Origin of the sequence: Spirillospora sp. NPDC048823, assembly GCF_043198445.1 — a bacterium.
Taxonomy (GTDB): domain Bacteria; phylum Actinomycetota; class Actinomycetes; order Streptosporangiales; family Streptosporangiaceae; genus Spirillospora.
In genome coordinates, this window is record NZ_JBICUT010000012.1 from 204,441 (window position 1) to 226,009 (window position 21,569).

The 21,569-nt window shown below is 72.9% G+C and carries 22 protein-coding genes; 3 read left to right on the plus strand and 19 right to left on the minus strand.

Going from position 1 to position 21,569, the window contains the following annotated elements; all coding sequences use genetic code 11:
- Positions 1 to 11: 11 nt before the first annotated feature.
- The 6 genes from ACGFK0_RS26235 to ACGFK0_RS26260 all read right to left on the minus strand — a co-directional run bounded on the left by ACGFK0_RS26235 (position 12) and on the right by ACGFK0_RS26260 (position 4,850).
- Entirely contained in the window at positions 12 to 425 is a 414-nt protein-coding gene (locus tag ACGFK0_RS26235) for a DUF3040 domain-containing protein (protein ID WP_392909202.1), read from the minus strand.
- A gap of 147 nt (positions 426 to 572) precedes the next feature.
- Complete coding sequence (locus tag ACGFK0_RS26240; RefSeq protein WP_392909204.1) at positions 573 to 1,847, minus strand: DNA polymerase IV; 1,275 nt, start codon at positions 1,845 to 1,847, stop codon at positions 573 to 575.
- 5 nt (positions 1,848 to 1,852) lie between these two features.
- Positions 1,853 to 2,587 carry a methyltransferase domain-containing protein gene (locus ACGFK0_RS26245; protein ID WP_392909206.1) on the minus strand — a complete coding sequence of 245 codons (735 nt, stop codon included), beginning with the start codon at positions 2,585 to 2,587 and terminating at the stop codon, positions 1,853 to 1,855.
- A 178-nt stretch (positions 2,588 to 2,765) separates the two neighbouring features.
- Positions 2,766 to 3,182 carry a transcription antitermination factor NusB gene (nusB, locus tag ACGFK0_RS26250; protein WP_392909208.1) on the minus strand — a complete coding sequence of 139 codons (417 nt, stop codon included), beginning with the start codon at positions 3,180 to 3,182 and terminating at the stop codon, positions 2,766 to 2,768.
- Between the two features lie 4 nt (positions 3,183 to 3,186).
- Positions 3,187 to 3,744 (minus strand): elongation factor P, encoded by a 558-nt coding sequence (gene efp, locus ACGFK0_RS26255; RefSeq protein ID WP_392909210.1) that lies wholly within the window; start codon positions 3,742 to 3,744, stop codon positions 3,187 to 3,189.
- 29 nt (positions 3,745 to 3,773) lie between these two features.
- Positions 3,774 to 4,850, minus strand: coding sequence for a M24 family metallopeptidase (locus tag ACGFK0_RS26260; RefSeq protein WP_392909212.1), 1,077 nt, complete (start codon positions 4,848 to 4,850; stop codon positions 3,774 to 3,776).
- A 182-nt stretch (positions 4,851 to 5,032) separates the two neighbouring features.
- Between ACGFK0_RS26260 and ACGFK0_RS26265 the strand changes: the two genes are divergently transcribed.
- The gene (locus tag ACGFK0_RS26265) at positions 5,033 to 6,511 is read left to right on the plus strand and encodes a flavin monoamine oxidase family protein (protein ID WP_392909214.1); all 1,479 of its coding nucleotides are present in this window, start codon (positions 5,033 to 5,035) and stop codon (positions 6,509 to 6,511) included.
- 20 nt (positions 6,512 to 6,531) lie between these two features.
- Here ACGFK0_RS26265 and ACGFK0_RS26270 read toward each other — a convergent pair whose 3' ends face one another.
- The 5 genes from ACGFK0_RS26270 to ACGFK0_RS26290 form a co-directional block, all read right to left on the minus strand.
- Positions 6,532 to 7,896 (minus strand): NAD(P)(+) transhydrogenase (Re/Si-specific) subunit beta, encoded by a 1,365-nt coding sequence (locus ACGFK0_RS26270; RefSeq protein WP_392909216.1) that lies wholly within the window; start codon positions 7,894 to 7,896, stop codon positions 6,532 to 6,534.
- On the minus strand, positions 7,893 to 8,225 hold the full coding sequence (locus ACGFK0_RS26275; protein ID WP_392909218.1) for an NAD(P) transhydrogenase subunit alpha: 333 nt from the start codon (positions 8,223 to 8,225) through the stop codon (positions 7,893 to 7,895). The genes ACGFK0_RS26270 and ACGFK0_RS26275 overlap by 4 nt, the downstream gene beginning before the upstream one ends.
- Positions 8,225 to 9,343: an NAD(P) transhydrogenase subunit alpha gene (locus tag ACGFK0_RS26280; RefSeq protein ID WP_392909220.1), complete on the minus strand. Its 1,119-nt coding sequence runs from the start codon at positions 9,341 to 9,343 to the stop codon at positions 8,225 to 8,227. The genes ACGFK0_RS26275 and ACGFK0_RS26280 overlap by 1 nt, the downstream gene beginning before the upstream one ends.
- Before the next feature lie 60 nt (positions 9,344 to 9,403).
- Entirely contained in the window at positions 9,404 to 10,450 is a 1,047-nt protein-coding gene (locus ACGFK0_RS26285) for an LLM class F420-dependent oxidoreductase (RefSeq protein WP_392909222.1), read from the minus strand.
- Between the two features lie 73 nt (positions 10,451 to 10,523).
- Positions 10,524 to 11,189, minus strand: coding sequence for an enoyl-CoA hydratase/isomerase family protein (locus tag ACGFK0_RS26290; RefSeq protein WP_392909224.1), 666 nt, complete (start codon positions 11,187 to 11,189; stop codon positions 10,524 to 10,526).
- Between the two features lie 155 nt (positions 11,190 to 11,344).
- Here ACGFK0_RS26290 and ACGFK0_RS26295 point away from each other — a divergent pair, with 155 nt between their 5' ends.
- Positions 11,345 to 11,923, plus strand: coding sequence for a TetR/AcrR family transcriptional regulator (locus ACGFK0_RS26295; RefSeq protein ID WP_392909226.1), 579 nt, complete (start codon positions 11,345 to 11,347; stop codon positions 11,921 to 11,923).
- Between the two features lie 43 nt (positions 11,924 to 11,966).
- Here ACGFK0_RS26295 and aroQ read toward each other — a convergent pair whose 3' ends face one another.
- From aroQ to aroC, 4 genes are read right to left on the minus strand one after another with little or no spacing between them, the layout of a single operon-like run.
- Complete coding sequence (aroQ, locus tag ACGFK0_RS26300; protein WP_392909228.1) at positions 11,967 to 12,410, minus strand: type II 3-dehydroquinate dehydratase; 444 nt, start codon at positions 12,408 to 12,410, stop codon at positions 11,967 to 11,969.
- Positions 12,407 to 13,519, minus strand: a complete 1,113-nt coding sequence (gene aroB / locus ACGFK0_RS26305; RefSeq protein ID WP_392909230.1) for a 3-dehydroquinate synthase — start codon at positions 13,517 to 13,519, stop codon at positions 12,407 to 12,409. Before aroB ends, aroQ begins: the two co-directional genes overlap by 4 nt.
- Positions 13,516 to 14,025, minus strand: a complete 510-nt coding sequence (locus tag ACGFK0_RS26310) for a shikimate kinase (RefSeq protein WP_392909232.1) — start codon at positions 14,023 to 14,025, stop codon at positions 13,516 to 13,518. Before ACGFK0_RS26310 ends, aroB begins: the two co-directional genes overlap by 4 nt.
- A 15-nt stretch (positions 14,026 to 14,040) precedes the next feature.
- Positions 14,041 to 15,219, minus strand: a complete 1,179-nt coding sequence (aroC, locus tag ACGFK0_RS26315) for a chorismate synthase (protein WP_392909234.1) — start codon at positions 15,217 to 15,219, stop codon at positions 14,041 to 14,043.
- Positions 15,220 to 15,297: 78 nt separating this feature from the next.
- Between aroC and ACGFK0_RS26320 the strand changes: the two genes are divergently transcribed.
- Positions 15,298 to 16,305: a DUF2332 domain-containing protein gene (locus ACGFK0_RS26320; RefSeq protein ID WP_392909236.1), complete on the plus strand. Its 1,008-nt coding sequence runs from the start codon at positions 15,298 to 15,300 to the stop codon at positions 16,303 to 16,305.
- Here ACGFK0_RS26320 and glyS read toward each other — a convergent pair.
- The 4 genes from glyS to ACGFK0_RS26340 all read right to left on the minus strand — a co-directional run bounded on the left by glyS (position 16,292) and on the right by ACGFK0_RS26340 (position 21,539).
- The gene (gene glyS, locus ACGFK0_RS26325; protein ID WP_392909277.1) at positions 16,292 to 18,826 is read right to left on the minus strand and encodes a glycine--tRNA ligase subunit beta; all 2,535 of its coding nucleotides are present in this window, start codon (positions 18,824 to 18,826) and stop codon (positions 16,292 to 16,294) included. The genes ACGFK0_RS26320 and glyS overlap by 14 nt on opposite strands.
- A gap of 49 nt (positions 18,827 to 18,875) precedes the next feature.
- Positions 18,876 to 19,625, minus strand: a complete 750-nt coding sequence (locus ACGFK0_RS26330; protein WP_392909238.1) for a phytanoyl-CoA dioxygenase family protein — start codon at positions 19,623 to 19,625, stop codon at positions 18,876 to 18,878.
- Positions 19,626 to 19,667: 42 nt separating this feature from the next.
- Entirely contained in the window at positions 19,668 to 20,363 is a 696-nt protein-coding gene (locus tag ACGFK0_RS26335) for an SseB family protein (RefSeq protein WP_392909240.1), read from the minus strand.
- A gap of 69 nt (positions 20,364 to 20,432) precedes the next feature.
- Complete coding sequence (locus ACGFK0_RS26340; protein WP_392909242.1) at positions 20,433 to 21,539, minus strand: ring-opening amidohydrolase; 1,107 nt, start codon at positions 21,537 to 21,539, stop codon at positions 20,433 to 20,435.
- Positions 21,540 to 21,569: the final 30 nt, after the last annotated feature.

Sequence of the window (21,569 nt, forward strand, 5' to 3'; positions counted from 1 at the left end):
GCCGGGAAGAGCTAGTCGCCCTCGTTGCGGCGGCGCCAGCGCTCTTCCATGCGTTCCATGAAGCCCGCCTTCGCGGGTCTGTCGGACTTGGCGGGCTTGGCCTGCCGGCCGCCGCCGCCTGACGCGGGCTCGTTTCCGATTCCGGTCATCCGCTTCCAACTCGTCAACGCCCAGACGCAGCACACCACCATGAGGAGGAAGCCGGTCACGCTGACCGCGATGGTCACGGTGCCCGCGTTGATCACAAGACCGGCCATCAGGGTGCACACGCCCACGACAAAGCCGAAGGCGGCCTTGGCGATCCGGCGCTTGTAGTGGACCTGGGGGTTGGTCGAGCGAACCGCGTGAGCGAACTTCGGATCCTCGGCGTACAACGCCGATTCGATCTGTTCGAGCATGCGCTGCTCGTGCTCAGAGAGCGGCACGGCACCTCCCAACGACAGCCCCGCGGCGGGGTATCCGATGCAGGACGCGAACGTCAACGGTGATATGCCCAGAATACGAGCACTGTCGAGCGTACGAAAGCGAACGGCCCGTCGAGGGCCCGGCGCCGGTCACCTCACAGCCTTCTTTCATTGTCTTCCGTCCCTGCCGTCCCTGCCGTCACGTCCGTCACCGTCGGCCGCGCGCCGGACCAGCGCCGCGGGGCGGACCGCGCCGCGGCCGAACCGGTGCGCGACCTGGTCCATGGCTCGCTCGGCCTCACGCCAGCCGCGTTCCGGCTCGTCGAAGGCGAGCTGACGGGGGGCCTCGCCGGCGGGACCAAGGTTCTCCATCCTGACCCCGACCAGTCGGAGACGTACCCGATCCAGCCCCGCCCCCTCATAGAGCTCGCATGCTGTGATATAGATCACACGCGCGAGATCGGTCGGCTCGTCCAGCGTCCGCGCCCGCGTGATCGTCTTGAAGCTCGCCATCCGTAGTTTGACGCTCACCGTCCGACCGGCGTTCCCGCTCTCCCGCAGCCTGGCGCCGACCTTCTCCGCCAGCCGCAGCAGCTCGCGGCGGATGACCTCCGGGTCGTCGATGTCGGTGTCGAACGTCTCCTCGGCGCCGATGCTCTTGTCGGGCGTGTGCGGGACGACCTCGCGGGGGTCGCGGCCCCAGGCCAGCGCGTGCAGATGGGTGCCCGTCGCGTTGCCCAGCTCACGCCTCAGCGTCTCCGGCGGCACCTGGGCGAGCTGCCCCACGGTCCGCAGCCCGAGGCGGGCCAGCGCCGCCTCCGTCCGCTCCCCGACGCCCCACAGGGACGCGACGGGCAGCGGGTGCAGGAAGTCCACGACGCCGTCCGGGGGCACGACGAGCAACCCGTCGGGCTTGCACCGGGTGGAGGCCAGCTTGGCGATGAACTTGGTGCTGGCGACGCCGACCGAGCAGGTGATGCCCTGCTGGTCGCGGACCTGCTCGCGGATCATCGCCGCGATCTCGGCGGGCCGGCCGAGCCGCCGCCGGGCGCCCGCCACGTCGAGGAACGCCTCGTCCAGCGACAGGCCCTCCACCAGCGGCGTGATGGAGCGGAAGAGCTCGAACACCGCGGCGGACACGCGGGAGTACTTGCCGTGGCTCACCGGCAGGATCACCGCCTGCGGGCACAGCCGCCGCGCCCGGGTCATCGGCATCGCCGAGTGCACGCCGAACCGGCGGGCCTCGTAGGACGCCGCCGACACCACCCCGCGCGGCCCCGCGGCGCCCACGATCACGGGACGTCCCCGCAGTTCGGAGCGTTCGAGGAGCTCGACGCTGACGAAGAACGCGTCCATGTCAACATGCAGGATCGCGCATCCGGTGTCGTCGGCGGGCGGGCCGGGCTGCGGCCCCGGCCGATGCAGCTGCTGCTTGCGGCTCACGGCTGCTACCCGGCCGGTTTGTCGGCCACCAGGTGCAGCTGGGTGGCGAGTTCCCGCAGGACGGGATGGACGGCCGCGGCCGACTCCAGCGCGATCAGCGCGTCGGCCGAGTCGGCGTCGCCGTCCACCATGCCGCTCGGCACGAGGTCGGCGAAGATCCGGACGCCGTGCAGCTCGGCGACCCGCAGGTCCGCGCCGCGCGCCAGCGACGACAGCGTCTCCCGGGTGAACCGGCGGGGCATGCGGTCGCCCTCGCCCCACCGGCCGGACGGGTCGGTCAGCACCCGGCGGGCGTCGTCGAAGTGCCCGGACACCGCGCGGTGCAGCGCGGCGGCGATCTGCCCGGCGACCAGCAGGCTGACCGAGCCGCCGGGTCGGACGGTGCCGGTCAGCGCCGCCATCGCCTCGCCGGGGTCGTCCACGTACTCCAGGACGCTGTGGCACAGCACCAGGTCGGCGGCGTCCGGGCCCAGCAGGTCGGGGAGGTCGACGGCGTCGCCCTGCACCGCGCGGACGGTCACCCCGGACTCGGCGGCGCGGCGTTCCAGTGCGGCGAGCGCGTCGGGGTTGGCGTCGACCACGGTGACCCGGTGCCCGAGTTCGGCGAGCGGCACCGCGAAGCCGCCGGTGCCGCCGCCGACGTCCACGACCTCGCTCTGGCCGGCCTCCGGCGCGATGCGGTCGAGGACGGTGCGCAGGGCCTCCCACAGGACCGCGCTGCGCACGCGGCTGTATTTCATTGCAGTGCCCTCCTCCTTCGGGCCCTAGAGGGCCCTCCATCGTCGAGCCCTGCGTGCGATCGCTGCATCGCTCCGACTCGCTGCGCGATCAGGTTCCTCGCAAGCTCGAAACCTGCCTTCGGACGCGATCGCGACTGTCGAGGTTAGTGCGTGGTCGAGGCGACCGCTGGGGTCTGTGCTACAAGGTTAGGGAGGGTTTCAGCTGCTGGAGGCGGGACAGGAGGCCGTTGACGAAGCGCGGGGACTCGTCGGTGGACAGCTCGGTGACCAGGCCGACCGCCTCGGCGACCGCGACGCCGTCGGGGACGTCGTCGACCCACAGCAGCTCGAAGGCTCCCATCCGCAGGACGCTGCGGTCGACGACCGGCATCCGCTCCAGCGTCCATCCGGTCGCGTAGGTCGCGATCAGCTCGTCGATGCGCTCCCGGTGCTCCTGGACGCCCTCGATCAGCCGGACGGCGTGCGGGTATTCGGCCAGCTCGTCCTGGTTGGGCCGGCCGCGGGCGGCGAGCACCGCGGTCGGTCGCTCCTCCCGCAGCTCCGCCGCGAACAGGATGTCCAGCGCGAGTTTGCGTGCCTTCGTGCGTGCGCTCATCGCCTCAGCCGCGGCCGAGGTAATCGCCGGAGCGGGTGTCGACCTTGACCTTCTCGCCGGTGGTGATGAACAGCGGCACCTGGATCTGCGCGCCGGTCTCCAGGGTGGCGGGCTTGCTGCCGCCGGTGGAGCGGTCGCCCTGCAGCCCGGGCTCGGTCTCGGTGATCTCCAGCACGACCGCGGCGGGCAGCTCGATGTACAGCGGGTTCTCGTTGTTGAAGGCGATCGTGGCGTTCTGCTCGGGGAGCAGGTAGTTCGCCGCGTCGCCGACGACGGCCTGGGGGATGTGGGGCTGGTCGTAGGTCTCGGTGTCCATGAAGACGAAGTCGTCGCCCTCGCGGTAGAGGTACTGCATCTCCCGCTTGTCGACGCTGGCCACCTCGACCTTGGTGCCGGCGTTGAAGGTCTTGTCGACGACCTTGCCCGACAGCACGTTCTTGATCTTGGTACGGACGAACGCGCCGCCCTTGCCGGGCTTGACGTGCTGGAATTCCAGGACGGTCCACAGCTGGCCGTCGAGGTTCAGCGTCATGCCGTTCTTCAGGTCGTTCGTCGTCGCCACTGCGTTGTTCTCCCGGTCGCGGGCCCGCGTCAGAGCACGAGCAGGTCCTTGGTCGTTGTGGTGAGGAGCTCCGGGCCGTCCGCGCGGACCACGAGGGTGTCCTCGATGCGGACCCCGCCCCGGCCCGCGAGGTAGATCCCCGGCTCCGCGGTGATCGGAACCCGGTCCATCAGCCTACCGGTCTTGTCGTACCCCATGAGCGGAGCCTCGTGGATCTCCAGGCCGACGCCGTGCCCGAGCCCGTGGGTGAACGCGTCGCCGTGCCCCGCGGCCTTGATGACGTCGCGGGCGGCGGCGTCGACGGCCTGGGTGTCGGCGCCGGGGGCGGCGGCGCCGATCGCGGCGAGTTGCGCGCGGTGGACGAGGTCGTAGAGGTCGCGCTGCCATCCGGCGGGCTCGCCGATCGCGACGGTGCGGGTCATGTCGGCGTGGTAGCCGCCGTACCGGGCACCGAAGTCCATGGTCACGAGGTCGCCGCCCTGGAGTTCGCGGCCGCCCGGATGGTGGTGCGGGACGGCGCCGTTCGGCCCGGACGCGACGATCGACTCGAAGGCGGGGGCGTCGGCGCCGAGGTCCGCCATCGCCCGTTCGAGCGCGATGGCGACGGCCCGCTCGGTGACCCCGGCGCGGATCGCGGGGAGGACGGCCTCGAACGCGCGCCCGGTGATGGCGCACGCCTCGCGCAGCAGGGCGATCTCCTCCTCGTCCTTGACCATGCGCAGGTCCTCGACCAGGTGGCCGGGGGCGGTCAGTTCGATGTCGGCCTGGTCGCGGAGCCCGGTGTGCTGCTCGACGGTGAGGTGGTGGGCCTCGAAGCCGAGCCGGCCGTGGCCGTCGGCGGCGGCCCGCGTGACGAGCGCGGCCGCCACCTGCCGGTCGACGATGACGGGGAGCTCGGGGCAGACCTGCGCGGCCATGCCGGCGTAGCGGCCGTCGGTGGCGAGCACGGCCGGGCCGGCGGCCGGGACGAGCAGCGCGGCCCTGGAGCTGTCGAGGCCCGTCAGGTAGCGGACGTTGACGAGGCCGGTCACCAGCAGGGCGCCGGCGTCGCGCCCGGCGACGAGCGCGGCCAGCCGGCGGCGCCGCGCGATGTGCGTCTCCCCCATGGCCAGGACTCTAGGGCACGTCCGGGCGGCGGGTCCGGCCGCGGGCACGGTGGAGCGGTCACCGAACATCGCGATCACAAAACATGAAGAACCCTCGACTTTTCCGCCGGGGCTGGCATAGCGTGACCGACCGTGTGATCTTCCGTCCCCCGCTCTTGGACTTCCCCCCAGGAGGCATTCCCGTGACCCGAGTCAGCCGCCGCAGACTGCTCGGCACAGGCGCGCTCACCGCCGTCGGAGCCGTCGTCTCCGCGGCCGCGGCACCGCCCGCCGCCGCCCGAACCGCACCCCTCACCGCCGACGTGGTGATCGTCGGCGCCGGCCTGTCCGGACTGAGCGCCGCCCGCGACCTCGCCGCGGCCGGCAGGTCGGTGATCGTCCTGGAGGCCCGCGACCGGCCCGGCGGCCGCGTCTACGGCCTGCCGCTCGGCGACGGCACCACCAGCGAGGGCGGCGCCGAGTTCATCGGCCCCACCCAGGACCGCATCGCCGCGCTCACCCGGGACATGGGCGTGGAGACCTTCAAGACCTACAACACCGGCAAGAACGTCTACTACCGCAACGGAACGCGGTCCCTGTACGAGACCGACGGCATCCTCGGCGCGGTCCCGCCGGACTGGGGCGTCATCGACCTGGAGATCGCGCTGCTGAAGCTCGGCGGCATGATCAAGGACGTCCCGGTCGGCGAACCGTGGAAGGCGGCGAAGGCCGACGAGTGGGACGCCCAGACGTTCCACACCTGGTCGCGGGCCAACTCGATCAGCAGCGGCGCCCGGTTCCTGATGGACGCGTTCGTCTCCTCGACGCTGTCGATGCGCTCGCAGGAGGTGTCGCTGCTCTACCTGCTGCACTACGCGGCCGCCGCGGGCAACGAGAGCAACCCGGGGACGATCGACCGGCTGATCAACACCAAGGACGGCGCGCAGGAGTCCCGGTTCGTCGGCGGCTCGGAGCAGGTGCCCATCCGCCTGGCGGCGAGCCTCGGCGGCGCCGTCCGCTACAACGCGCCGGTGCGGTCCATCGTCACCGGTTCGGGCGGCGTCACCGTCAACGCGGACGGGATCACGGTGTCGGCGAAGCGGGTCGTGGTGGCGATGTCCCCGGCGATCGCCGACAAGATCGACTATTCGCCGGCGCTGCCCGCCAGCAGGGCGCAGCTGATGCAGCGCTACCCGATGGGCTCGATCGCCAAGTTCGTCGGCGTCTACGACACCCCGTTCTGGCGGGCGGACGGCCTCACCGGGCAGGCCGTCGCCGACAGCGGCGCCATCGACGCGACGTTCGACAACAGCCCGCCGGACGGGTCGCGCGGCATCCTGATGGGCTTCATGAACCAGGCCAACATCAGGAGGCTCGACGGCGCGCCGGCGGACGAGATCAGGGCCGCGGGGCTCGACTCGTTCAAGAAGCTGTTCGGCGACAAGGCGGGCGCCCCGCGGATCACGGCGTTCCAGCGCTGGGACAACGAGATGTGGAGCGGCGGCGGCCCGACTGGCATCGCGCCGCCCGGCGCGCTCACGGCCTTCGGCCCGGCGCTGCGGGCGCCGTGCGGCCCGGTCCACTGGGCGGGCACCGAGACGTCCGACTACTGGACGGGCTACATGGACGGCGCCGTCCGCTCCGGCGAACGCGTCGCCAAGGAGGTCCACGCCGCCCTCTGAGAGCGGCGGGCCGGGCCCGGTCAGACGTTCTTGAGGGCGGCCAGAAGCCGCGTGAGCGAGTCCTTGGCGTCACCGAACAGCAGTGTCGTCTTGGGGTCGTGCAACAACTCGTTCTCGATGCCGGCGAAGCCGGGGCGCAGCGAGCGCTTCAGGAACACGATGGACCGGGCCTGGTCGGCGTCGAGGATGGGCATGCCGTAGATCGGCGACCCGGGCACGGTGCGGGCGGCGGGGTTGACGACGTCGTTGGCTCCGACGACCAGGGCGATGTCGGCGGTCCGGAACTCGGGGTTGACGACGTCCATCTCCTTGAGCCGCTCGTAGGGGACGTCGGCCTCGGCGAGCAGCACGTTCATGTGGCCGGGCATGCGGCCGGCGACGGGATGCACCGCGTACAGGACCTCGACGCCGCGGCGGCCGAGTTCCTCGGCCAGGTCGCCCAGGGCGTGCTGCCCCTGGGCGACCGCCAGCCCGTATCCGGGCGCCATGATGACCTTGCGCGCGTACCCCAGCAGGATCGCGATGTCCTCGGGCCCGGCGGAGCGGACCGGCCGGTCGGTGGCGGTACCGCCGCCCAGCGTCGTCCCGGCGAAGGCGCCGAAGAGGATGTTGACGACGGAGCGTCCCATCGCGCTCGCCATCAGCCGGGTCAGCAGGATGCCGGAGGCGCCCACCAGCGTGCCGGCGACGATCAGCAGCGTGTTGCCGAGGACGTAGCCGCCGGCCGCCACGGTGATGCCGCTGAACGCGTTGAGCAGCGAGATCACGATGGGCACGTCGGCGCCGCCCACCGGCAGGACCAGGAAGACCCCGGCGACCAGGCTCAGCACCGCGAGCACGGCGGCCGCGGCGACCGGCCCGTCCAGCGCCGTCCAGACGCCGGGCACGAGGGTGGCGATCACCAGCAGCACGGCCGCCCACCGCATCCCCGGGAAGACGACCGGCCGCCCCGTCATCAGCTCCTGCAGCTTGGCGAAGGTGAGCATGGAACCGGAGAAGGTCACCGCGCCGATCAGCACGGTGAACGCGCCGACCGCCACCTCCCCCCGCGACGGGTCGCCGGACGACAGTTCCACCAGCGCCACCAGGGTGCCCGCGGCGCCGCCGACTCCGTTGAACACCGCCACCATCTGCGGCATGCCGGTCATCGCGACACGGCGCGCGGCGACGGCGCCCGCACCGCCGCCGACGACGAGCGCGGCGAGGATGTAGGGAAGGTTGCTGGTACCGGCGTCCACGAACGTCACGACGACGGCGATCACGGCGCCTGCCGCGCCGGCCAGGTTGCCGGCCCGCGCCCTGCGGGGCGACGACAGCCCCTTGAGGGCGACGATGAAGCACACCGCCGCCAGCAGGTAGGCGAGCGACGTCCAGGTCTCGTTCATGGCCGGGCCCCCGGGTCCGTGGAGTCCGCGGACGCCCCGCGCACCGCCTTCGGATCCCGCCGCCGGAACATGTGCAGCATCCGGTCGGTGACCAGGAACCCCCCGACGGTGTTGACCGCGCCCAGCGCGACCGCGATCAGCGCGAGGGTGAGCGCGCCCGCCGAGTCGGCCCGCGCCGCCACCACGATCGTGCCGACCAGGATGATGCCGCTGATGGCGTTCGACCCCGACATCAGCGGGGTGTGCAGCGTCGTCGACACCTTCGAGATGACCTCGTAGCCGGTGAACACCGCCAGCACGAACACCGTGAGCAGGGCGACGCCGTCCATCACTCCTCCAGCAGTTCGCGGGTCGGGGCATGGCGGACCTCGCCGCGGTGGATGAGGCAGGCGCCCGCCAGCACCTCGTCGCCGAGGTCGGGCTCGACCACCCCGCCGTCGGCCATGAGCAGCAGCAGGCTGACGACGTTGCCCGCGTACAGGCGGCTGGCCTGCGCCGGAAGCTGGCTCGGCACGTCGCGGCCGCCCCACACCGGCACGCCGCCGACCACGGCCTCCTCGCCCGGCCGGGCGCCCTCCACGTTGCCGCCCTGCTCGGCGGCCAGGTCGACCACCACCGAGCCGGGCCGCATGCCCGCCAGCATCTCCGCGGTCACCAGCACCGGCGCCCGCCGCCCCGGCACCGCGGCCGTGGTGATCAGCACATCGGCCGCGGCCACGTGCGGGGCCAGCAGCTCGCGCTGCAGCCGCGAGCGCTCCTCGGTCATCTCCCTGGCGTAGCCGCCGGCGCCCTCCAGGCTCGGCAGGTCGAGCTCGACGAAGTCCGCGCCGACGCTGCGCACCTCCTCGGCCGCCGCCGCGCGCACGTCGTAGACGCTGACCGCGGCGCCGAGCCTGCGGGCGGTGGCGATGGCCTGCAGCCCCGCGACCCCGGCGCCCAGCACCAGGACGCGGGCCGGCGGGATCGTGCCCGCCGCGGTCATGTACAGGGGGAACAGCCGCGGCAGCCGCTCGGCCGCGACCACCGCCGCGCGATATCCGGCGATCAGCGCCTGCGAGGACAGGGCGTCCATCGACTGGGCCCTGGAGATGCGGGGCACCAGTTCCATCGCGAACGCGGTCCGGCCGCTGTCGCGCAGCAGCCGGACCACGTCGAGGTCATCGGCCCGGGGCAGGAACGAGACGACCGTCGCGGCCCCAGACAGCCGGCGGACCTGCTCCGGCGCCGGCGCCCGCACGCCCAGCAGGACGTCGGCGCCGTCCAGGGCGTCCGCGGCGACCGCGGCCCCGGCCTCGCGGTAGTCCTCGTCCCGGTGGTGGGCGTGCAGGCCCGCCGAGGGCTCGACGCCCACCTCCAGGCCGGCGCCGGTCAGGCGCCCGACGAGCTCGGGGACCAGTGCCACGCGCCGCTCGCCCTCAGCGGTCTCACGGGCCACGGAGACTTTCACACGCCCCACATAAACACGGATTCGCGCGTCCGGCCAGGCCCGACCCCGTGCCCGGTCGGGCTACAGGCCGGCGGCCATCTCCTTGACCTTCTCGATGAGGGCGAGGCGGCCCTTGTGGTCGCCCGCGATCGGGGAGACGTTCAGCGTGGTGACGCCGGACTCCTTCATCGCGGCGAGCCGCTCGCGGACGTGGCCCTCGGAGCCGATGAGCGACATCTTCTCCAGCAGTTCCTGCGGGACCTTCGCGGCGGCCTCGTCCTTCTTGCCGTCGAGGTACAGGTCCTGGATCTCCTCGGCCTCCTTCTCGAAGCCGTACCGGCGGGCGAGGTCGTTGTAGAAGTTCCTGCCCTTGGCGCCCATGCCGCCGATGTACAGCGCGGCCATCGGGCGGCCGAACTCCAGGTAGCCCTGCACGTCGTCGCCGATGGCGAGGGCGGACTGCCCGACGACGTCCAGCTCGCCGAGGGACGGGTCGCGCTTGGCCTTCCCTGCGGCCAGGGACGGGCCCCACACGTCCTTGGCCTTCTCCGGCATGTAGAAGATCGGCTCCCAGCCGTTGGCGATCTCGGCGGTCAGCTCGACGTTCTTCGGGCCGATCGCGGCGACCATGACCGGGATGTCCGCCCGCACCGGGTGGTTGATGATCTTGAGAGCCTTGCCGAGCCCGGTGCCCTGCCCCTCGGGCAGCGGCAGCTTGTAGTGCTTGCCGTCGTACTGGACCCGCTCGCGCCGCCACGTCTTGCGGCAGATGTCGATGATCTCGCGGGTGCGGCCGAGCGGCGCGGTGTAGGGGACGCCGTGGAACCCCTCGATGACCTGCGGGCCGGACGCGCCGATGCCGAGCGTGAACCGTCCGTCCGAGACGTAGTCCAGGCCCGCGGCGGTCTGCGCGATGGCGGTCGGCGTCCGCGAGTAGATGTTGAGGATGCCGGAGGCGATCTCCACCCGTTCGGTCCTGGCGGCGATGTAGCCCATCTGGCTCACCGCGTCGAAGCTGTACGCCTCCGCTACATAGACGATGTCGAGCCCGGCCTTCTCATAGTCGGCCAGCTCCTCGACGGTCTCCTTGAAACCGCCGGAGTAACTGAGCGCCATCCCGATGCGCATCGGCGTCCCTTCCATAACCGAATCAGATTCCAGTCGAACGTAACCTACTCCGGCGGCCCGGCCGCGACGAGGGTCAGGACAGGGCCGGGCCGTTCAGAGCGTCCAGCGCCGGCCGGTACAGGTCGGCGCGGATCTTCCCCACGGTCGTGCCGTTCTTGCCGGCCATGGACGCGGCCCACTCGACGGCGGCGGGCAGGACCTCGTCCTCGGCGGCGGTGCGCTGGACGATCCCGGCCGCCTCCGCCTGCTCGGCCGTGTACCGGCGGCCCGTGACCATCGCCTCGTGCGCGGTGCGCTTCGGCAGCCGCGACTGGATCAGCGCGTTCATCCCGGGCGTGAACGTCATGCCGAGATCGACCTCGGGCAGGCAGAAGTAGCCGCGGTCCGTCCGCATGACGGCGAAGTCGTGGGCGAGGGCGAGCATGCCGCCGCCGGCGAACGCGTGCCCGTTCAGCGCGGCGACCGTGGGCATCGGCAGCGACAGGACGCGCGCGTACAGGCCGTGGACCCGGCGCAGGTAGTCCTCGAACCTGTCCTGGTTGGCGCCGAGCCAGTCGAGGTCGAGTCCGTTGGAGTAGAACTTGCCGGTCCCGACGGTGACGAGGGCGCCCGGCCCGTCGTTCTTCTCCAGGGTGTCGAGCGCACCCTCGGCCGCGCCGAGGAAGTCGGGGCTGAAGCGGTTCTCACCCGCGTCGAACCGCAAGACGTACACGTCCCCGTCGCGCTGGAGATCGATCACGAGAGTCTCCTTCGTCCGTGCCTGAGCCGACCCTACTCGCGGGTAGTCGGCGGGTGCACTCCCCCGCTCGGTATGACGTCCGGCATAAGCCAGAGTTCCTATGACGATCGTCATGGTCAATGCGAACACCCTATGATGAATGTCATAATCGAGCCATGGGGACGGACAGCCGGGAACGCATGGTGCGCAGCGCCGCCTACCTCTTCCGCGAGCGCGGCTACAGCGGCACCGGGTTCCGCGACGTCATCGCGCACAGCGGCGCGCCGCGCGGGTCGATCTACCACCACTTCCCGGACGGCAAGGCGCAGCTCGCCGAGGAGGCGGTCCGCTACGCCGGCGACTTCCTCAACGCCGGCATCCTCGCCGCCACCGAGGGCGGCGATCCCGCGTCCGCCGTGGACGCCTTCGTCGGCTGGTGGCGGCAGGTCCTCATGAAGAGCGAGTTCCGCGCGGGCTGCCCGATCGTGGCCGTCACCGTGGAATGCCACGACGACGCGCCGCAGCTCGCCGCGGCCGCCGCGGCGGCGTTCGGCCTCTGGCAGGACACCCTCGCCACCGGCCTCGGCAACGCGGGCGTCGCCGACGACCGCGCCGCCCGCCTGGCCCGCCTGACCGTCGCCGCGGTCGAGGGCGCCACCATCCTGTGCCGCGCCCACCGCGACGTCGCGCCCCTCGACGACGTCGTCGCCGAGCTCAAGGACATGACCCGCAGGGCCGTGCAGGAGGCCGAGTAGTTCTCGGCGGTCGGCGGCTCCTGCGGTCGATGGGTCTCGGCTGTCAGGTGTTCTCGGCGGTCAGCTCGGCGATGGCCTGGAGGGCCAGGACGTAGGACATCGTGCCGAAGCCGGCGATGGTGCCGGTGGCTACGCCGGCGACGACGGAGGTGTGGCGGAACTCCTCGCGGGTCGCCGGGTTGGTGATGTGCACCTCGATGAGCGGCGCCGTGCGCTGGGCGAGCGCGTCCCGCAGCGCGTACGAGTAGTGGGTGAACGCGGCCGGGTTCAGCACGATGGGGATGCGCCCGTCGGCGGCCTCGTGCACCCAGCGCATCATCTCGGCCTCGTCGTCGGTCTGCCGGACCTCGACGTCCAGGCCGAGGCCGCGGCCGGCGTCGCGGCACAGCGCGGCGAGATCGTCGAAGCTGGTCGACCCGTACTTGTCGGGCTCGCGGACGCCGAGCCGGCGCAGGTTCGGTCCGTTCAGGACGAGCACTCGCGTCATCGGCCGCTCCCCTCCGGAGGACGCCCCTCGGACCCCCGCCGGCCGATCTCCCGGTACGCGGCGGCGAGCAGTTCCTCGTCCGGGCCTTCGAGGCGGCCGGGCTCGGCGATGCCGTCGAGGACGACGAACCGCAAGGTGGCGCCCCGCGACTTCTTGTCGATCGTCATGGTGGCGCGCAGGGCGGGCCAGTCGGCGCCGTAGGAGACGGGCAGGCCGACGGAGGCGAGCACGTCACGGTGCCGCTGGACGACGCCGTCCGGGAGGCGCCCGGCGAGGCGGGCCAGCTCGGCGGCGTAGACCATGCCGATCGCGACGGCGTGGCCGTGCCGGAACCGGTAGTCCTCGGCCTTCTCGATCGCGTGCGCCAGGGTGTGGCCGTAGTTGAGGATCTCCCTCAGGCCGCTCTCCCTGAGGTCGGCGGACACCACGTCCGCCTTGACCTGGACGGCGCGTTCGACCAGCTCACGGGTGTGCGGGCCGTCCGGGGACGCCGCGCCCTCCGGGTCGTCCTCGACCAGTTCCAGGATCTTCGGGTCGGCGATGAACCCCGCCTTGATGATCTCGGCGAGGCCGCTGACGTAGTCCTCGCGGGGCATCGTCGGCAGCGTGGCCAGGTCGCACAGCACGCCGGCGGGCGGATGGAACGCGCCGACGAGGTTCTTGCCCTCCGGGACGTTGATGCCGGTCTTGCCGCCGACGGCCGCGTCCACCATGCCGAGCAGCGTCGTCGGGACGAGCACCGCCCGCACTCCGCGCAGCCACGACGCCGCCGCGAACCCGGCGAGGTCGGTGGTCGCGCCGCCGCCGACGCCGACGACGACGTCCGTCCGGGTCATGCCGGACCGGGCGAACGCCGACCACAGCCCGGCGAGGACACCGACCTCCTTCGCGGCCTCGCCGTCCGGGACGGGCAGCGGGTGGACGGTGTATCCGGCCTGTTCAAGGGCACCGCACACGGGGCGGGCGATCTCCGGCAGCCCCTCGGCGTGCACGACTGCGACCGTCCGGGCGCGTTCCCCGACCAGGCCCGGCAGTTCGCCGAGGACACCGGTCCCGATGACGACGTCGTACGGGTCGGCGCCGCCGACGTGCACCCGCGCCTGCGTCACGACTCGTCCTCAAGGGCCTTGACGACTTCCTCGACGACGTCGTCCGGCTCGCGGCCGTCCGTGTCGACCTGAACCGTGCCGAGCCGCTCGTAGATCGGCAGGCGCTCCTCCAGGAGCTTGCGCATCTGGCTGCGCGGGTTGAGGACCAGCAGCGGCCGCGCCGACGCCAGCCCCACCCGCTTGATCGCCTCCGACAGCCCGACCCGCAGGTAGACGACGGTGTGCCCGGCGAGCAGTTCCTGCGTCTCCCGCGCCAGGACGGCGCCGCCGCCGAGCGCGACGACGCCGTCGTGCCCGGCCAGCGCCGCCGCGACGGCCGCGCGTTCCAGCTCGCGGAAACGCTCCTCGCCGTCGTCGACGAAGATCTCGCCGACCGGCTTGCCGGCCGTCTTCTCCACATCGGCGTCGGTGTCGCGCAGCGCGACGCCGAGCCTTCCGGCGAGCGCGCCGCCGATCGTGGTCTTGCCGGAGCCGGGCGGCCCGATGATGACTGCCTTCGGTCGCATGTCAGCGGGTCCAGTTCACTTGACGGTCAGCGAGGACACGTATCCCCGCAGGTTACGGGCGGTCTCCTCGGCGGAGTCGCCGCCGAACTTCTCCAGCGCCGCGTCCGCGAGGATCAGCGCCACCATCGCCTCGGCGACGACCCCGGCCGCGGGGACGGCGGTGACGTCGCTGCGCTGGTTGATGGCCTTGGCGGGCTCGCCGGTCTTCACGTCGATGGTGTCGAGGCGGCGCGGGACGGTCGAGATCGGCTTCATCGCGGCCCGCACCCGCAGCACCTCGCCGGTCGTCATGCCGCCCTCGACGCCGCCGGCCCGGTTCGTCCGCCGCCGGATCCCCTCGGGGGTGCCGTCGATCTCGTCGTGGGCCCGGGAGCCGGGGCGCCGCGCGGTGGTGAACCCGTCGCCGAGTTCCACGCCCTTGATCGCCTGGATGCCCATCAGGACCCCGGCGAGCCGCGAGTCGAGGCGCCGGTCCCAGTGGACGTGGCTGCCGAGGCCGGGCGGCAGCCCGTAGGCGAGGACCTCCACGACGCCGCCGAGGGTGTCGCCGGCCTTCTTGGTCTCGTCGATGTGCGCGACCATCGCGGCGGACGCCTCGTCGTCGAAGCAGCGCACCGGGCTCTCGTCCACCCGCGCGAGGTCGCCCGGCCCCGGCAGGACGCCGTCGGGCGCCTCGACCTCGCCGAGCGCGATCACGTGGCTCAGCACGTCCACACCGAGGGCCTGCTTGAGGAACGCCTTGGCGACGGTCCCGAGCGCGACCCGCGCCGCGGTCTCCCGCGCGCTCGCCCGCTCCAGGACGGGCCGGGCGTCGTCGAAGCCGTACTTCTGCATGCCGACGAGGTCGGCGTGGCCGGGCCGCGGCTGCGACAGCGGGGCGTTGCGCGCCTGCGCCGCGAGGAGGTCGGCGTCCACGGGGTCGGCCGACATCACCGTCTCCCATTTGGGCCATTCGGTGTTTCCGACCTCGATCGCGACCGGGCCGCCGAGCGTCACCCCGTGCCGGACGCCGCCGAGGATCGTCACCTGGTCCTGCTCGAACTTCATCCGGGCGCCCCGCCCATGGCCGAGCCGGCGGCGGCGCAGTTCCTCGGCGATCTCCCCCGAGGTCACGCGCACACCGGCCGGCAGCCCCTCCACGATCGCGGTGAGGGCCGGGCCATGGGACTCCCCCGCGGTCAACCAGCGCAGCATGCCCCGATCCTATTGACTCCGCGCGCCCGCCCGTGACGCCGTCCACCATCTGAGAGGCTAGTCGGCAGAGGTGGGACGATGAGGGAGGCGTTGCTGGCCCAGGCGCGGGGGTGCGCGGAGCTGGGGTCGCCGATGTACGCGGAGCTTCTCACGCGGGCGGCGGACGACCCCGGCGGGGCCGTGGCGGAGGTGCTCGGGGACCGTGCGGAGCCGCGATTCATCCTGAGCATGCTGGGGACCGTGCACCGGCTCGTCCTGGAAGGGCGGGCGCCGGAGCTCGCCGGGCACTACCCGACCGCGGGCGGGACGAAGGATCCCCTGGCCGCCTGGCCCGCGTTCCGGGACGTGCTGGTCGAGCACGCGGCGGAGATACGCGCGGGGCTCGCGGACCCGCCGCAGACGAACGAGGTCGGACGAGCTGCCCCGCTGGTCGGCGGGCTCCTCGCGGTGGCCGAGGCGACGGCCCTGCCGATCCGGCTGCTGGAGATCGGCGCCAGCGCCGGCCTGAACCTGCGCGCCGACCATTTCCGGATCCTGCACGAGCACGGTGCGTACGGGCCGGAGTCGCCGGTCGTGCTCCCGGACGCCTGGCGGGGCCTTCCCCCGGTGGACGCGCCGCTCACACTCGCCGAGCGGCGGGGATGCGACCTGAGTCCGCTGGACGCGACCTCGCCGCAGGCTCAGCGGCGGCTGCTGTCGTACGTGTGGCCCGATCAGGCGGCGCGGGTCGAGCGGCTGCGGGCGGCGTTCGAGGTGGCCGCGCGGGTTCCCGCGACGGTCGTGCGGGCGGGCGCGGCGGACTTCCTCAGCGGCCTGGCCCCGGAGCCAGGCGTGGCGACGGTCGTGTGGCATTCGACGATGCGGGCGTACCTGTCCGAGGACGAGGCCGCGCGGATGCACCGCCATCTGGAGGAGGCGGGCGCGGCGGCGAGCGAGGAGGCTCCGGTCGCCCACCTGTCGTTCGAGGGACGCGACGCGTCCCGCCTCGACGCCGTTCAGGTCGTGGCGCTGCGGCTGTGGCCGGGCGGCGAGCGGAGGATCCTCGGCGAGGGACCGTCGCACGGCCTGCCCGTCACCTGGGCTTAGGCGATCTCGCGCCAGTCGAGGACGGGGCCGTCCAGTCCCTGACCGCGGCGAGGAAGCCGAGGCGGTTGGCGCGCCGGGCCGGGTCCTCGTCCATGACCATGACGTCGTCGAAGTAGGTGCCGATCGGGTCGATGAGGGCGGTCGCGGCCGCGTAGAACTCCGGCAGTGTTGGGTGGGCGGTGAGTTCGTCCTGGACGGCGGTGAACGCGGCGTGCAGGTCCCTTTCCGCGGGTTCGGTGAAGAGCGCCGGGTCGTAGCCGGCGGCGGTGCCGTCCGGGACGATGCGCAGGACGCGCTGCAGCGCCGCCGTGAGCCGCGCGAACCGCGACGAGCGGAGCAGATCCTCCAGGTCGGCCGCGGCCTGGGCGGCGCGGGCGGGAGCGCCCGCGTGCGGGAGGACCGCCCGGACGATGTGGACGGCGCGGCCCTCGTCCAGGAGGTTCTGCTCCAGGCGGCGCGCGACGAACCGTTCCGCCTCGGCGAGGGCCTCGGGGGTGACGTCGACGGGCTGGTGGTGCGCGGCGACGGCGAGGCCGTCCCCCACCGTGACGGGCGCGAGGCGCGGGACGGCCCGCAGGATCGCGGTCAGCGCGAGGGCGGCGCGGCGCAGGCCGAACGGGTCGGAACCGCCGGTGGGGGCGGAGCCGACGGCGAACAGCCCGGCGAGGAGGTCGAGCCGGTCGGCGACGGACAGCAGCGCCCCGGCGGCCGTGACGGGCAGGGCGTCCCCGGCGGAGCGGGGAAGCTCCATCTCGTGGAGGGCCTGCGCGACGGCCTCGTCCTCGCCCGCGCGGCGGGCGTACTCGCGGGCCATCGTCCCGGCGAGGCTCGGCAGCTCGATGACCATGGACGAGGCGAGGTCGAACTTGGCCAGCCCGGCGGCGCGGCGGATCGTCTCCCGCTCGTCCGGAGCGGGGTCGAGGCGATCCGCCAGTTCGGCGGCGATCGCGGCGATGCGGGACGAGCGGTCGGCCATCGAGCCGAGCCGTTCGGTGAACGTGAGCCTGGCGAGGCCGTCCTTGATCTGTTCGGGCGTGTGGCGGAGGTCCTGCTGGTAGAAGAAGGAAGCGTCTTCGTAGCGCGCGCGCAGGACCGCCTCGTTCCCGGTCCGGACGGCGTCGTGGTCGCATTCGCCGTTGGCGACGGTGACGAAGTACGGGAGAAGGTCGTCCGTGGACGTCCGCACCGGCAGGTAGCGCTGGTGCTTGCGCATGACCGTGGTGAGGATCTCCTCGGGCAGCTCCAGGTACTTCTCGTCGAAGGAGCCCAGGATGGCGACGGGTTCCTCGACGAGGTTGACGATCTCTTCGACGAGGTCCCGCTCACCGGCGAAGTCGATGACGCCCCCGCGGCCGCGGGCGAGCACCCCGGCGTCCTCGATGACGCGGGAACGGCGGCGGGCCGGGTCGGGTTCGATCCCGTGCTCGCGAAGCGCCGAGATCAGCGACGACGCGTCCGGGACCTCGACCCGCGGCTCGCCCGCCGTGCGGTGGACGCGGGTGGAACGGCCCGCCGTCATGCGGGACACGGTGAACGGGATCTCGTGCCCGTCCAGGAGGGCGAGCAGCCAGCGGATCGGGCGGGCGAACGCCAGGCCGTGCGCGTTCCACCGCATGTTCCTCCCGGCGCGCAGCCCGGTGACGATCTCCGGGAGCAGGCCCGCCAGGACCTCGGCGGCGGGGCGGCCCACCACCTCGCGGACGAACCCGGCGTATTCTCCGCCGCCCACCGTGACCTGCCGGACGTCCGAGACATCGACCCCGTGGCCCCGCGCGAACCCCCGCAACGCCCGCGTCGGCTCACCGGCCGCGTCGTAGGCGGCGGCGAGGCGCGGCCCCTTCACGACCTGCTCGGTGTCCGGTTCCCGGGGCTCCAGGTCGCGGACGAGCACGATGATGCGGCGTGGCGTCGCGTAGCCGTCGAGCGATGAGGCGTCCGTGAACAGGCCTGCCTCCTCAAGCCCGCGCAGCAGCCGTTCCGCCACATCGTCCGCCGTGCGGGCGACCTCGTGCGGCGGGAGCTCCTCGACGCCGATCTCCAGGGTGAACGCGGCAGTCGAGGCGAGGGAGGCCGGCGCGTCCGGCGCGGTGACGGCGGCGGGACGCGTCGCGGCGTCGCCGAGGGGGTAGCCCAGTTCGGCGCGGCGCTCCACCCACAGCGCGGCGGCGTCGTGGGCGAGTCCCCGCATCCGGGCGAACGCGCGGGCGCGCTCGGTCGTGCCGATCGCGCCGCGCGCGTCCAGGACGTTGAACGCGTGCGAGCACTTCAGGACGTAGGAGTGGGCGGGGACGGGCAGCCGGGCGTCCAGCATCCGCCGCGCCTCCGCCGCGTACGCCTCGAACAGCTCGCGGTTCGCCCCGATGTCGGCGTCGTCGAGGTAGTAGCGGCTCATCTCGTACTCGGCGCGCAGCGCGGTGGCCGGGTTCAGCGTGCCCGCCCCGACCTCGGTGTTCATCGGCTGCGCGACGAGGCAGCCGCGCCCCGCCCAGTAGCCGGTGAGCCGGATCAGGGCGTCCTGCATGGTCAGCACGGAAATCTCCAAGGGTGACGGGACGACCAAGCCTAGAAGCTCAGCGCCCGAGACCTCGGTCGATCGCGATCCGCACCGGGGACGATTCGGGGAGCGGCCCCGCCGGGGCCAGCGGCGGCTGCGCCATGAACCGCGGCTCCGTGCCGTGGTGCGGCTGCGCGGCGTGCACGAGGAACGGGTGGCACAGGTAGACGTCGCCGGCCTGCCCGGTCGCCAGGACGACGGGACGCTCCTCGGATGCCTGGACGGCCTTGCCCGCGATGTCCATGAACGCGAGGCCATCGTCGCCCGCCGGTTCGAGGATCGGCGGGACGTCAAGGTGCGAGCCGGCCCGGACGCGGGTGGGCGCGTCGTCCTCGCCCACGTCCGAGAACAGGAACAGCATCAGCAGCGCGCGCCCCTTGGACGCCACGTTCACCCGGTAGGACATGAAGTCGGACGGGTCGTCGCCGGGGAAGCTCGCGTCGATGTGCCAGCCGTCGTCACCGGGCGCTTCGGCGCCGGGGAACCGCACCGGGAACGTCCCGAGGCTCCCGCGCGGCCGCCAGGCCCCCGCGCCGACGATCGCGTCGAACGCGGCGTGCAGCTCCGGCGTGTTGGCAGCGGCCCGGAACGGCTCCTGTGCGTAGTCGCCGAGCCGGACGACGGGCCGCGTCCACGTCGAGCGGTCGCCGGGGTCGCAGCCGGTGTCCCGCCAGAGGATCTCCCGGCATTCGGCGGCCAGCCGGCGGGAGAAGGCGCCCGCCACCCGGACGAACCCGTCCGCGACGAATGAGTCGACGTCGGTCATGCCGCCCAGCCTGCCTGTGAGGCGGCGCGGGACGCCAATGATTTACCGGCGGACGACGTTCAGTTCGACGCCGCCGACGATGCGGCCGCGCAGCACCTCGGCGAGCCGGTCGGACACCCGCTGCACGGTGCGGCGCTCGTCGTGGCCCGCGACGACGGCGAACCGGACGGCGACCTCGGCGGACGTGCCCTCGGTGACGCGGACCCCGCTGACGGACTCGTCGGAGCCGAACGCGGCCTCGACGGCGGCGAGGACGTCGGGGTCCTCGTGCGGGGGCGGGACGGGGCGGCCCTCGGCGAGCAGGTGCAGGCGCAGGCCGTCCACGGCGAACGGGACCGGGCCCGCCACGTCCACGACCAGGGCGTCCGCGCCCTCGTCGAGGGTGGCGCGGCACGCCTCCCCGGCGCGGACCGCGACGGGGCGGGCGTCGGCGCGCCACGCCTTCATCGTCTCGGTGCAGGTGAAGCCGAGGACACCGCGCCGCCCGTCGTCGCCGATGAGCGTGGGCAGCGCCATGTCGCTCGTCTTCTCCCGGCGCGGCTCGCCGGGCGGCAGGTCCTCTTCTTCGGTGAGGACGGCGACGATGGGCACCAGGAGCCGCGCACCCTGGAGCCGCCGCAGCACCACGTGCACGCCCACGCGCCCCGCCGCGTAGCCGGCGAGGGCCTCGCACAGCCGCGGGTCGGCGCTGCCGTCGTCCCCGGGGAACTGGGGTTCGGGAATGGTCAGTCCGGACACGCCAGGAAGGCTATAACCTCCACCGGGCACCGTGGGCGACTATTCGGATGCTTTCCGCCACCGGCGCGGTCAGCCGAGGTCGGCGATGGCCGCGACGGTGCCGCCGCCGGACGGCCCCTGGTGGACGGCGGCCACCGACACGAACACCGCCGGGTCGCCCGTGACGGACGCCGCGACGCCCCCGACGCACGCCTTGATCTGCCGGTGCCAGTGCACGTCGGAGTCGTCCAGCATGATGTTGCGGCGTCCCCGGACCGAGCCGCCCGGGTCGGCCTCGCACTTGATGAACACGTTGACGAGGCGGTCGCCGAGGTCGGGCGTCCGAGGGCGTTCCGGCAGGTCGAGGCCCGCCGACCTGATCGCGTCCCAGATGCCGTCGGCGTCCAGTGCGTCGTTCATCACACCGTGCCCGGCGCGGTACCGGCCGCCGATGCCGCGCACGTTCCCGACGACGACGATCTGCGCCCGGTCGAGTTCCACGCCGGACGAGCAGGACGCCACCGACGAGAACAGCGACAGGTCCTTGTGGATCTGCTCCGCGGAAGGCGTCTCGATCTCGCCGAGCGCGACGGCGATGCCGAGCGCGGTCGTGGAGTTGGAGATGTCCATCGACTTGAGGGTGTCCTCGGTGACGACGTCGCGGCCGCGCGACTTGGCGTCGTTGATGGTGTCGAGGGTGAGCAGCGGCGTCTTGGTCTGGACGTAGTGGACGTCGCCGGGGTCGTCGATCCCGGCGGTCTTCATCGCCTCGCGGACGCCCGCGGCGACGGTCTCGACCATCGCGGGCCGGCCGATGTCCTCGGGCAGGATGATCTCGCTCATCGCGACGCCGACCGACAGGCGCGGCTCGTCCGACCTCGGCGCCTTCGCCGGGTCGACGGTGGCGAAGACGGTGGCGTGCGGGGACAGGACGCCGTCGGTGCCGCCCGACCACACCAGCGGGACGCGCCGCACCTCGTCCGCGGTACGGGTCCCCTTGCCGAGCAGCACCTCGCGGAACGCGCGGTCGGCCAGCAGCCGCGTGTAGTCGTTCACGCCGCCGTTGCCCTCGGTCTTGCCGACGACGGCGAGCACCCGGTCGGCGTCCAGGACGCCGTCGTCGATCAGCCGGGCCAGCCCGGACGCGTCGGTCACGCTCTCGATGGGGATCTTGCGGACTTCGATCGGATCGGGCACGTCATCGCTCCTCGGCTGCTCTGGTGATCG

Bases quoted from the DNA above. Each gene is read 5' to 3' on its own strand.
- glyS (WP_392909277.1), bottom strand. From the start codon at position 18,826: ATGCAGGACGCCCTGATCCGGCTCACCGGCTACTGGGCGGGGCGCGGC.
- ACGFK0_RS26310 (WP_392909232.1), bottom strand. From the start codon at position 14,025: ATGCGACCGAAGGCAGTCATCATCGGGCCGCCCGGCTCCGGCAAGACC.
- aroQ (WP_392909228.1), bottom strand. From the start codon at position 12,410: ATGACGCGAGTGCTCGTCCTGAACGGACCGAACCTGCGCCGGCTCGGC.
- ACGFK0_RS26285 (WP_392909222.1), bottom strand. From the start codon at position 10,450: ATGCGCATCGGGATGGCGCTCAGTTACTCCGGCGGTTTCAAGGAGACC.
- ACGFK0_RS26260 (WP_392909212.1), bottom strand. From the start codon at position 4,850: ATGGGGGAGACGCACATCGCGCGGCGCCGCCGGCTGGCCGCGCTCGTC.
- ACGFK0_RS26275 (WP_392909218.1), bottom strand. From the start codon at position 8,225: ATGGACGGCGTCGCCCTGCTCACGGTGTTCGTGCTGGCGGTGTTCACC.
- ACGFK0_RS26320 (WP_392909236.1), top strand. From the start codon at position 15,298: ATGAGGGAGGCGTTGCTGGCCCAGGCGCGGGGGTGCGCGGAGCTGGGG.
- aroC (WP_392909234.1), bottom strand. From the start codon at position 15,219: ATGCTGCGCTGGTTGACCGCGGGGGAGTCCCATGGCCCGGCCCTCACC.
- ACGFK0_RS26270 (WP_392909216.1), bottom strand. From the start codon at position 7,896: ATGAACGAGACCTGGACGTCGCTCGCCTACCTGCTGGCGGCGGTGTGC.
- ACGFK0_RS26330 (WP_392909238.1), bottom strand. From the start codon at position 19,625: ATGACCGACGTCGACTCATTCGTCGCGGACGGGTTCGTCCGGGTGGCG.
- ACGFK0_RS26245 (WP_392909206.1), bottom strand. From the start codon at position 2,587: ATGAAATACAGCCGCGTGCGCAGCGCGGTCCTGTGGGAGGCCCTGCGC.
- nusB (WP_392909208.1), bottom strand. From the start codon at position 3,182: ATGAGCGCACGCACGAAGGCACGCAAACTCGCGCTGGACATCCTGTTC.
- ACGFK0_RS26295 (WP_392909226.1), top strand. From the start codon at position 11,345: ATGGGGACGGACAGCCGGGAACGCATGGTGCGCAGCGCCGCCTACCTC.